9 protein-coding genes are annotated in these 12,158 nt (G+C 34.6%); all 9 read left to right on the forward strand.

Annotated features, from left to right (window positions below):
- Positions 1-1,710: GBS Bsp-like repeat-containing protein (locus SST62_RS01000000111665; protein ID WP_029186912.1), on the forward strand; the 1,710-nt coding region annotated here is incomplete at its 5' end.
- 77 nt (positions 1,711-1,787) lie between these two features.
- A complete protein-coding gene (locus tag SST62_RS0107900; protein ID WP_079267464.1) occupies positions 1,788-2,216 on the forward strand; it encodes a glycoside hydrolase family 73 protein in 429 nt (142 codons plus the stop codon).
- Positions 2,217-2,543: 327 nt separating this feature from the next.
- Positions 2,544-3,692: a beta 1-4 rhamnosyltransferase Cps2T gene (cps2T, locus tag SST62_RS0107905; RefSeq protein WP_029186913.1), complete on the forward strand. Its 1,149-nt coding sequence runs from the start codon at positions 2,544-2,546 to the stop codon at positions 3,690-3,692.
- Positions 3,689-4,621: a glycosyltransferase family 2 protein gene (locus SST62_RS0107910; protein WP_029186914.1), complete on the forward strand. Its 933-nt coding sequence runs from the start codon at positions 3,689-3,691 to the stop codon at positions 4,619-4,621. Before cps2T ends, SST62_RS0107910 begins: the two co-directional genes overlap by 4 nt.
- A gap of 2 nt (positions 4,622-4,623) precedes the next feature.
- Positions 4,624-5,427: an ABC transporter permease gene (locus tag SST62_RS0107915; protein WP_029186915.1), complete on the forward strand. Its 804-nt coding sequence runs from the start codon at positions 4,624-4,626 to the stop codon at positions 5,425-5,427.
- Complete coding sequence (locus tag SST62_RS0107920) at positions 5,427-6,668, forward strand: ABC transporter ATP-binding protein (RefSeq protein WP_029186916.1); 1,242 nt, start codon at positions 5,427-5,429, stop codon at positions 6,666-6,668. The genes SST62_RS0107915 and SST62_RS0107920 overlap by 1 nt, the downstream gene beginning before the upstream one ends.
- Entirely contained in the window at positions 6,661-7,959 is a 1,299-nt protein-coding gene (locus SST62_RS1000000111940; protein ID WP_029186917.1) for a glycosyltransferase family 2 protein, read from the forward strand. The genes SST62_RS0107920 and SST62_RS1000000111940 overlap by 8 nt, the downstream gene beginning before the upstream one ends.
- A complete protein-coding gene (locus SST62_RS0107930; RefSeq protein ID WP_029186918.1) occupies positions 7,959-9,704 on the forward strand; it encodes a rhamnan synthesis F family protein in 1,746 nt (581 codons plus the stop codon). Before SST62_RS1000000111940 ends, SST62_RS0107930 begins: the two co-directional genes overlap by 1 nt.
- Positions 9,701-12,157 (forward strand): LTA synthase family protein, encoded by a 2,457-nt coding sequence (locus tag SST62_RS0107935; RefSeq protein WP_029186919.1) that lies wholly within the window; start codon positions 9,701-9,703, stop codon positions 12,155-12,157. The genes SST62_RS0107930 and SST62_RS0107935 overlap by 4 nt, the downstream gene beginning before the upstream one ends.
- The last annotated feature ends 1 nt before the right edge of the window (position 12,158 follow it).

Raw genomic sequence — 12,158 nt, forward strand, 5'->3', positions numbered from 1 at the left:
GATATTGTTTGGCATGAAGCATCACGCCAGTCAGACGGTAGCTTTCTTGCAAGAATTAACAAAACTCAACATAAGAATGAATTAGGCAAATATATTTCCCATGTATATTTGCTAAAGCAAGATGGTAGCTTATCAGGTATCGGTGCAACCTCAGCGGTATTGCCAGAACTTAAAGCCAGTGGGAAAGTTTCTGCAGTGAATATCAATCAAGGTGCAGGTAGCTTTGAAGTAAAAATTAGCGATATAGTTGCGCCTAAAGGGATAGCTAAGGTTCTTGTTCCGACCTGGACAGAATCAGGAGGTCAGGATGATATTGTTTGGCATGAAGCATCACGCCAGTCAGACGGTAGCTTTCTTGCAAGAATTAACAAAACTCAACATAAATATGAATCCGGTAAATATATCTCCCATGTTTATTACCGAGGTCACGATGGAAGTATGACCGCAATTGGCGGAGCTAGTGTTGAATTACCAGAATTAAAACTTTCTGGCACCATTACAGTTTCAGATGTAAATGTTCAAGCAGGTAGTTTCAATGTTCACATCACTAATATTTCATCACCGCGTGGTTTAGACAAAGTCTATGTTCCGACCTGGGCAGAATCAGGAGGTCAGGATGATATTGTTTGGCATGAAGCATCACGCCAGTCAGACGGTAGCTTTCTTGCAAGAATTAACAAAACTCAACATAAATATGAATCCGGTAAATATATCTCCCATGTTTATTACCGAGGTCACGATGGAAGTATGACCGCAATTGGCGGAGCTAGTGTTGAATTACCAGAATTAAAACTTTCTGGCACCATTACAGTTTCAGATGTAAATGTTCAAGCAGGCAGTTTCAATGTTCGCATCACTAATATTTCATCACCGCGTGGTTTAGACAAAGTCTATGTTCCGACCTGGACAGAATCAGGAGGTCAGGATGATATTGTTTGGCATGAAGCATCACGCCAGTCAGACGGTAGCTACCTTGCAAGAATTAACAAAAACCAACATAAATATAGTTCAGGGAAGTACATTTCGCACGTTTACTACCGCGGAACAGATGGAAGTATGACAGCAGTTGGCGGTACTAGTGTTGAATTGCCATCAACACGCTCCTACACAGTCTATATTGACCCAGGACATGGAGGGCGAGACTCAGGAGCTTCTTATGGAGGTGTACATGAAAAAAATCTTGCATTGTCTGTTTCAAATAAGTTGCGTGAAAATCTCTTGAAATATGGAATCAATGTTTTGATGACCCGTACAGGTGATTATGATGTAGACTTCAAAACTGAGAGGTCACGAATGACGAATGCAAGCAACGCAGACTTATTTATTAGTATCCATTTTAATGCGACGGGAGCAGGGGTTTCGAATGCGACTGGTATCGAAACATACTGGTATCAATACGATCCGGAATACCAACCTAAAATTAATAAAGAAATGCATAATAACCCTACTCGTTTAGCTGAAAGTGAGATTTTAGCTAACAAGGTTCAGGAGAGTTTAATTAAAGAAACAGGTGCAGTTAACCGTGGCGTAAGAAGAGAAACTTTTGCAGTCCTTCGCGAGACAGCAATTCCTGCTATTCTAGTGGAGCTAGGATTTATGGATAATCCTTCGGAATTACAAGTTATCAAACAAGATTCTTATCACACTCGCCTTGCGAAAGCATTGGCACAAGGTGTGATGAACTGGTATGGTGCTGTTGAGGGAAAGTAGAAATTGCAGGTACAGGTATTGAAACAGGAAAACTTTCTAATGATCAAAAAAGTTTCATAGCTAATCTAGTACCTGCAATTGAGCAAAGTTCAAAAGCTAATTCTATCCTTTCGAGCGTCATGTTATCTCAAGCCATCCTCGAAAGTGCATGGGGAACGTCATACTTGGCGACTCATGGGAATAATCTTTTTGGCATCAAAGCGGATGCTGCGTGGACGGGTGCTACAATTGAAATCATTACCAATGAATACCGTGATGGTGAGAAGAAGCAAGAAAAGCACTTGTTTAGAAAATATAATTCATGGAATGAAAGTGTAGCAGACTATGCTAAGTTCTTTACCTCTACTCCGTGGAGAATAAAAAATTACCAGAGTTTTAGGGAGGCAACTGATTATCAACAAGCAATTCTTGCGTTAAGACAATCAGGATATGCTACTGATCCGAAATATGGTGAAAAATTACGATCAATTATTGAAAATTATAAATTATACTATCTTGATAGCTAACACAACAAATTGTCTTGACTATTCGCCTATCGGGATAAAATTATGATAATTTTTTTCTATTTAAAATAAAATTTGAAAAGACTACTTATGGTATGCAGTTAAATTGTAGTGGACTGTCATATTAAGTGGTCTTTTTATTGCTAAAATAATAAAATAAGTTTAAATGGTATTTAACTTGAATGTAAAATATAAGTAATTGAAGTATATATCAAAGCAATATAAAATGAATAGAACATTCTGTTTTTTGTCAGCAAACTAGGATAGAATTAGGAAAAAAAACTAAAAAATGGTATAATGAAAAGAACTGCAATTTGATGGAGAGAATTCATGAAACACGTTTTTATTATCGGTAGTCGTGGACTGCCAGCAAAATATGGTGGCTTTGAGACCTTTGTCCAACAATTGGTCAGTTACCAGCAATCTGAGAAGATTTGCTATCATGTGGCTTGTTTATCGGATACAAGTCATCACCAACATTCGACCTACCTAGGCGCAGATTGCTTCACCATTAATCCACCAAAACTTGGACCAGCTCGTGTGATTGCTTATGATATGATGGCAATCACTTATGCCTTTAAAATCATTAAGGAACAGCAGATAGAGCGACCAATTTTCTATATCTTGGGAAATACCATAGGTGGTTTCATAGTACCTTTTGCGAAAAAGATTCACTCTGTTGGAGGTACCTTGTTTGTCAATCCAGACGGTTTGGAATGGAAACGGGCCAAGTGGGCTAAACCAGTTCAACGCTATCTAAAATTTTCTGAAAAAATGATGGTCAAATATGCTGATTTGATTATTGCGGATAATGAGGGAATTGAGGATTATATTCAATCTGAATACTCGGCTACCAATACACGCTTTATTGCCTATGGTACAGATTTAAGTCCGACTAAGTTAACAAAAGAATCTGAGCAAGTTCGCCAATATTTTACAAATTGGAACATTAAAGAGAAAGAATTTTATCTGATTATCGGTCGTTTTGTACCCGAGAATAACTATGTGACAGCAATTAAGGAGTTTATGGCAAGCAACACGAGACGTGATTTAGTCATCGTTGCAAACCATGAAGGCTCTGCCTATTTTCAAAAATTGAAAGATGAGACAGGCTTTATATCCGATAAGAGGATTAAGTTTGTAGGAACAGTATATGACCAAGAACTACTTAAGTATCTGCGCCAAGAATGTCGAGCTTATATTCATGGACATGAAGTTGGAGGAACCAATCCTAGTCTCCTAGAAGCGCTGGCGCAAACCAATGAAAATTTGGTTTTAGGCGTTGATTTTAACCGCAAAGTTGCCCTAGAAGGTGCTCGGTATTGGAGTAAGGAGTCAGGTAGCCTGAGTCAATTAATTAACCAAATTGATGAGAATGCTGAAGCGGTGGAATTAGGAGAAATTGCGAAAAAACACATGAAGGATGAATACACCTGGGAAAAAATCGTCCAAGAGTACGAGGAATTATTTTTACAATGAAAGTAAACATACTCATGTCGACCTACAATGGTCAACAGTTCTTAGCTGAGCAAATTCGTTCTATTCAAGAACAGACTTACACAGACTGGACACTGTTCATTCGTGATGATGGTTCCAGTGATCGAACTAGAGAGATTATTAAAGATTTTGCTGAACAAGATCAGCGAATTCACTTCATAGATGTTGAGACAGACGAAAATCTCGGTGTCATCAAAAGTTTTCATAGGCTAGTTCATTATGATACTGCTGATTTCTATTTTTTCAGTGACCAAGATGATGTTTGGCTGCCAAATAAACTGGAAGTTAGCCTGAAAAAAGCACAAGCCTATCCAACAAATTTGCCATTGATGGTTTATATGGACCTCAAAGTTGTCAATCAAAATCTAGAGGTTATGGCAGAAAGCATGGTAAAATCTCAATCTCATCATGCCAATACGGAATTGGTGCAAGAGTTGACTGAGAATACTGTAACTGGCGGTGTCGCCATGATTAATCATCATCTTGCTGAAATGTGGCAAGTAACTGAGGATATTTTGATGCATGATTGGTATCTGGCCCTGCTTGCGTCAGCCTTTGGAAATTTGGTATTTATTGATCAACCAGGGGAACTGTACCGCCAGCATTCTGATAATATTTTAGGGGCTCGAACACTCTCAAAACGCTTTAAAAAATGGATTCGCCCTCATATTTTATTTGCTGTCTATTGGGATTTGATAAAAAATAGTCAAAAACAAGCCCGACACTTACTACAAATGCCTCTATCTCAGTCAAATAGAGAATTAATTGAAGCATTTGTAACCATTATGGATAAACCAATGCTAGAACGATTCAGGATTTTGAGAAAATATGGATTGAGGAAAAATAAGGCTTTTCACACCTTCGTGTTTACAACACTGATTGTGACAAAGTTTGCTTATATTAAGGAGTAAATATGGAATTGTTTTCCACAAAAAACAGAATTCTGTTAAAAGAATTAATTAAAACTGATTTTAAATTGAGGTACCAAGGTTCAGTTATTGGTTATCTTTGGTCCATTTTGAAACCTCTTATGTTGTTCGCGATTATGTATGTCGTCTTCATCCATTTTCTACGTTTAGGAGGAGATGTTCCTCATTTCCCTGTGGCACTGTTACTTGGAAATGTGATATGGTCTTTCTTTTCAGAAGCAACAAATATGGGAATGGTTTCGATTGTTAATCGTGGTGATTTGTTAAGAAAATTGAATTTTCCAAAGGAAATTATTGTTCTTTCTGCCATTTTTGGGGCGGCGATAAATTTCTCTATTAATTTAGTTGTTGTATTGATTTTTTCAATTTTCAATGGAGTTGAGTTTACTTGGACAATTCTCTTAGCTCTACCGTTGTTTTTTGAACTATTTCTTCTTGCGACGGGCATTGCTTTTCTATTGTCGACGTTTTTTGTGAGGTTCCGTGATCTGTCACAAATTTGGGAAGTTATCATGCAGGCAGGTATGTATGCAACACCAATTATTTACTCTTTATCATTTGTAATGAATCAAAGTGAGTTGGCTGCAAAAATAATTATGCTAAACCCTATGGCACAGATTATTCAAGATATGCGGTATTTTGTTATTGATAAGGCTAATCTTCCTGTATGGCAGGTCATTAGTAATAAGGCAATTGTTTTGATTCCTTATTTGATTCCGATTATCGTTTTTGTGATTGGTGTCAATGTTTTTAACAAGCATTCTAAGAAATTTGCGGAGATTCTCTAATGACAGAAAATAATATTGCGGTAAAAGTAGACCATGTCAGCAAGTTTTTTAAATTGCCAACAGAGGCTACACAGAGTTTACGAACTTCTATTGTCAATCGTTTTAAAGGAATTAAAGGATATAAAGAACAGCATGTATTGAAGGATATTTCCTTCAACGTTGAAAAAGGTGATTTTTTTGGTATTCTTGGTCGAAATGGCTCGGGTAAATCAACACTTTTGAAAATTATTTCTCAAATTTATGTACCGGAAAAAGGTTCTGTAACGGTTGATGGGAAGTTGGTCTCTTTCATCGAATTGGGAGTTGGTTTTAATCCAGAGTTGACTGGTCGTGAAAATGTCTATCTAAATGGGGCACTCCTAGGTTTCTCACACGAAGAAATTGATGCTATGTATGATGACATTGTAGACTTTGCAGAATTACGTGATTTCATGCATCAGAAACTGAAAAATTACTCAAGTGGTATGCAGGTACGTTTAGCTTTTTCCGTTGCAATCAAGGCACAAGGTGATATCCTAGTCCTAGATGAAGTTTTAGCAGTTGGAGACGAAGCTTTTCAACGGAAATGTAATGACTATTTCTTGGAACGCAAAAAAAGTGGTAAGACAACTATTCTCGTAACTCATGATATGAGTGCAGTTAAAAAATACTGCAATAAAGCTGTATTAATTGAGGATGGTTTGGTAAAAGCAATAGGAAATCCAGATGATATTGCTAATCAATATAGCCTGGACAATGCAACAACAACTATAAAAAAAGTATCAAATCCGGAACCTAATACCAAGGAAAAAATTCCGGATAAAGCAGAAAATATTTCTTTGGTTAACAATTTAAAAGTTAAATTATTAAGCTCACCTCAGATTACACCAACGGAAAGAATACGTTTTAGAATTACATATGAAGTGTTGGAAGATATTCCTACCTATGTTGCATTTTCATTGACAGAAATTGATAAAAATATTTGGATATACAATGATAATTCGCTAGATGGTTTGACAAATGGAGTTGGGGAAAAGTCTATAGAATATAGTTGTAGTTTAGAAAGTGTTAACAATGTCACATTGAAATTACAAGTAGCAGTGAGAAATCCTCAACATGAAATAGTTGCATTTGCTACTTCTGAGGAAACACCTATTATTATGGTGACAAGGAATGATATTACTGATGAAATGCAATCTGAGAAAATAGCCTCCTCTGGACTGATTAGAAGAAATGGGAAATGGGTAAGGTTGGATGAATAATTTGGTAACTATTGTAATCACTTGTTATAATCACGAAGAATACATTAGACAATGTATAGAGAGTGTATTTAATCAGTCGTATCGGAATATAGAACTTATTATTATTAATGATGGCTCATCAGATCGGTCTGGAGATATCATTGAAGATGCAATAAAAGAGAGTCCTTTTGAAAAAACAACTTATTTTTATCAAGAGAATCAAGGAATATGTGCAACTAGAAACCGTGGTTTAGAACTTATAAAAGGCGATTTTGTACTTTTTGTTGATAGCGACAACTATTTAGAATCTAATTTCATTGAAGAAATGTTGAAAACAGCATTTACAGAAAATGCTGATATTATCTATACAAGTTTGAAAGATATTGACTCTGGAGATGTGATTATCCCTATTCAAGAATTTAATTTAGAAAAATACTTCATTGGAAACCATATAGATAATTGTTCTTTGATTAGAGTTTCTAAAATTGAAAATCAACGTTATGATCTAATCCTAAATAGAAAGAAGTTAGTTGACTATGATTTTTTTCTAGGTTTGATATTGTACCAAAATGCGAAGCCAGCCCCATGTGATTCTACATTTCTTAACTACAGAAAATTGGTAGATTCGATTAGTGAGCATGGGAATGTTAGAAAGTATTCAGATGCATACTCATATATAATGTTGAAATATTCTGCAATTCAACCTGAATTTTCAAAAAATGGGTTAACTACCTATATAGATAATTTATCCATTCCGCTTTGGTTACAACAAGGGACCCTCTTGACATATCTATCTGAGGATGGTGCATTTAAAAACTTCACCGTACAAGAAATACCGCTGAATAAATCTGGACTAGAGCTTATTCATATTCCAAGGAGTTGTAAGAAGTTTCGTTTAGATTTCTCAGAACTACCGGTCATTTTAAAATGTGTTTCTGTAAATGTAATAGGTAAAAATATTCAATTACAGCCAGAATTTGTGAATGGTTTTGCACATCTATCAGGATACATATTTGGAAAGAATGACCCACAACTTCTTTATGATGTTTCTGATTTCGAAGAAGATTTGCAAGTTGAAGTAAAATATGAATTAGAAACCGAAACAATAGATATCATTAGAAGAGTTGGCCAAAAGTTAGAAGATGAGGTTAAAGCACTGGAATCTTTAAAAAACAGTCAGGAACAAACTCTATTGCAAAATCAAGAGCTGGAAAAGAGGCTATTCAATTTACAAAATGAGTACAATAAAGTAGTTAGTTCTCGACGGTGGATTATTGCAACAAAATTAATTAATTTTTTTAGGAGAAAATGATGAAACGATTACTATTGTATGTACATTACAATAAGTATGATAAATTAAGTTCCCATGTTGTTTACCAACTGGAGAAAATGCGTCCCTTATTTGAAGAAGTTCTATTCATTTCAAATAGTAAATTATCAAAGCTAGACCAAGAACGGTTAGAATCATCTGGAATGATTACTGATTTTTTACAAAGAAAAAATAGTGGCTTTGACTTTGTGGCATGGAAGGATGGTTTTCAAAAGTTAGGTCTTGAGCATGTTTCAGAATATGACTCTGTGACCATTATGAACGACACTTGTTACGGTCCAATTTGGGATATCAAGGAAGTTTTTGAATGCTTTGAAAGTGATTCGTCTACAGATTTTTGGGGCATGACAAATCATCGTGCTACGGAACGTTTTAAAGAGCATCTCCAGAGTTACTTTGTCACTTTTAAAAAGCAAGTTGTTCAATCGCCGGAATTTAAAAAATTCTGGTCGAATGTACGGGAGTATACGATTGTACAGGATGTTATTGATTATTTAGAATCACCGGCAACAAATATTTTTGTGGATGCTGGCTTTAAATATAAGGCAGTCTTTGACACAACTGCTGAACAGCTTCATCACATGCCTCTGCCAGACTTTTCATACTATAATGTTGCAAAGGTTATTGAAAAAAGAGTACCTTTTATCAAAGTAAAAGCTTTGGAAGGAAATCCTCAACAAACTTCTTTTGTAATTGATGAGTTGGCACAGATTTCAGAGTATCCTACAGAGCTTATTGTCGAACATATGTCAAATATGTTCACTCCGGCGGCCTATAACTTATTGAAGTACAAGTATTTAGATAAGAATATTCAACCTGAGTTTTTAGATAAGAAGGTAGCAATTCACTTACATACTTATTATGTTGACCTTTTGGAGAGTTTTCTAGATATTTTTTCAACCTTTACTTTCTCATATGATTTATATTTGACGACAGATAAAGAAGAAAAAGCTGATCAAATTCGAGAGATTTTATCAAAAAGAGAAGCAATTGCGTCTGTTCATGTCACTGGAAACCGCGGAAGAGATGTTCTTCCAATGCTAAAATTGAAAGAACAGTTATCGAATTATGATTTTATTGGACATTTTCATACCAAAAAATCGCTTGAAGCTGAATTTTGGGCTGGGGAATCCTGGAGAAGAGAGTTACTAGAAATGTTAGTGAAGCCGTCGGATGCGATTGTTTCCCAACTTGCACAGAATGATAAATTAGGCTTGGTCATTGCTGATATTCCAACTTATTTCAGATATATTTCTTTAGATCCATTTTATGAAGGTGCCTTATCTACGGATATGAATGTGCTATGGGAAAGAATGGGAATGAAGAAAGAGTTGGATTTTCAGGAATTTTCTACCTATGTCATGAGTTATGGTACCTATGTATGGTTTAGGTATGATGCCCTAAAACCATTATTTGATATTGATATTCAAGACGAAGAAGTGCCAGAAGAGCCTCTGCCTCTTGCAACAATTCTTCATTCTATTGAGAGGATGCTGGTGTATATTGCTTGGGGCAATGACTATGATTTCCTCATTTCAAAAAATCCAGTTACCTTGCCACCTTTTGTAGATGTCACTTTATTGAATAAGAGAGAAGGAATTCGCTTTAACCCTGTTGCACCAGTTGATTTTACTTATTTCGGAGGCTTAACAGGTGCCTTGAAATATTTCTTCTTTATCAATAAATCTATAGCTAAATATGTCATAAAACGGTTGTTGAAGCGATGATAGGAAAAATTTGTAAAGGTGTTTTTGGAGGGGACAATACTCTCTCTGAGAATAATACTAAGTCACTAACGTTTATTTCAATTTTTTTATTCATAAATACGGTATTATTTTATCCAATTATTTTCTCATATTTTGCGATAAAATATAACACACATTCTTTGTTTAATCATAAGATAATTACTAGTATATTACTATTGTTCATTGTGCTAGGTTCTATAATTAATTATTTTTTATTAATATTTTTAGGACGAATAAGAAATATACTTGTTTTAATATGCAGTGCGCTTGTATTGACTTTAACTTTACATTTTATTTCTGAGTCGTCTCAAATTAATACTCCAGGATTTGAAATTTGGAACCAAGGTTTTAGATCGTTATTTTCTTTTTCTAAAAGTTGGATGATTAGCCTGCTGTTAATTTTCTTAATGATTATGACTGTCCTAGGTAAAAATATTTCAAGAAAACGCTTTTCCTCCAACTCCATATTTATTAATATTGTTTTAACCAATGTATTTTTTTCAGTTTTTTCCTATTTATTTTGGTTTAGAGAACAATACTGGTTGAAATTATTTGAGTTTACAACCGCTTCGGACAAAATATTAATTATTAATTTTATCTTGGCGATAGTATCCTATACATTTATATTTATCATTGTAAAAGCTTGTAATGATTTGTTAAATAATAGGTCAACAGTTTCACTTTCTCTGTTTACCAGTTTCCTATTGGCAGTTTTGCTTAATTTCTTCCTACAATTTGGGATAAGAAAGGAAGAAATCTTACTCGGAGAATATGTGTTTCCTGGAGCGATGTTATTTCAAATTATTGTTTTGACAGCTGTATTTTTTACTATATATATGTTGGTAAATAGATATATGGTGACAACAATCGGTTTGACATTACTAGTATATATTGTATCAGTGGCTAACCAATTAAAATTTGAATTACGAAACGAACCATTGCTTTATTCAGATTTAATTTGGATTAAAGATATTGGCTTAATTTTTAGCTTCGTTGATATTGAGTATTTCCAACAGTTGATAGGTTATACAATTTTTGCAGTCGTCTTATTTTTTATATTTCTTCGGAAAATACAGAATGTAAGAATTGTGAGGAATCGCTTTAATCGACTAGTTTTATTTTGTTTACCGGTAAGTATGCTCAGTTTTATTTTTTCAGTTTTCGAATCTGAAAAAGATAGAAAAATCGAAACAGGTCTACCTATACTGAGTAAATTAAATAATGATTATGATCTTGGTTGGTTAAGTTTTGCTGAGAATGCACGATACAAATCAGTAGCATATGTATGGATTAAACAATTGACAAAGCCAATTATCGAAAAACCGGATAATTACTCTAAAGAAGAGATAGAGAACTTAATTGCAAGATATTCTCTTGAAGCAGATAGAATTAATGAAATACGAACTGAAAAAATTGATGAACAAACTGTAATTTTTATTCTTAGCGAAAGTTTTGCAGATCCTTCGAGATTGACAAATGTTACAGTTAGTGAAGATGTGATTCCAAATATTCGTAGTATAATCTCACAAAATACTGGTGGCCTGATGGTTTCTGATGGCTATGGTGGAGGAACTGCTAATATGGAATTTCAAGCTTTGACTGGTTTGGCTTATCGGAGTTTTTCGGATTCAGTTTCCATAGCTTATACCGAGGTTGTTCCTAAACTTTCCTACATTCCTTCTATAAGTAACACGTTTTCTAGTGAGAATAGGTTTGTCATTCATCCAGCAAGTTCTACAAATTATAATCGTAAAAATATTTATTCGACGTTACAGTTTGAGAAGTTCATTTCACACATTAACTCGGATGAACAAATGGATAGTGTAGAGGTTGTCGGAGCAAATATAAGTGATAGGACAGCATATTCAAATGTATTAAGTCGTCTTGATGAGGGAAGCAATCAATTCTTCTCCGTGATAACCATGCAAAATCATATACCTCATACACTTGAAACACCAGAGAGCATAGTAGCACAGGGGATTAATTTATCAGAAGATGAAAATACAACCATTAGTAATTATGCTCGTTTAATCTCTGTTACTGATAGTGAAACAAAACAATTTCTAGAAAAGTTGTCAGAATTTAATAAAAAAATAACCGTTGTTTTTTATGGTGATCATTTACCAGGAATATATCCAGATTCTATTTTTCAAGGAGAAACTGAAAAACAATACTTAACGGATTTCTTTATTTGGAGTAATTACCAAACCAATAAAATACAGATTGAAAAAGTATATTCAAGTGATTTTATTGCAGCTTTGCTAGAACATACAAATTCTAAGGTAACGCCGTATCAAGCATTACTTACAAGGGTAGTAGAAGAATCTAACAATTCAATTGTGGACGGCGAAGCATCGAACGATTTGAAATTGTTAGAATATGATTTAACTGAAGGTAAGAATTATTTACAAAATTCGTTAGATTTTTTCGAATAGG

The sequence above is a fragment of the Streptococcus suis YS56 genome (assembly GCF_000440115.1).
GTDB classification, from domain to species: Bacteria; Bacillota; Bacilli; order Lactobacillales; family Streptococcaceae; genus Streptococcus; species Streptococcus suis_L.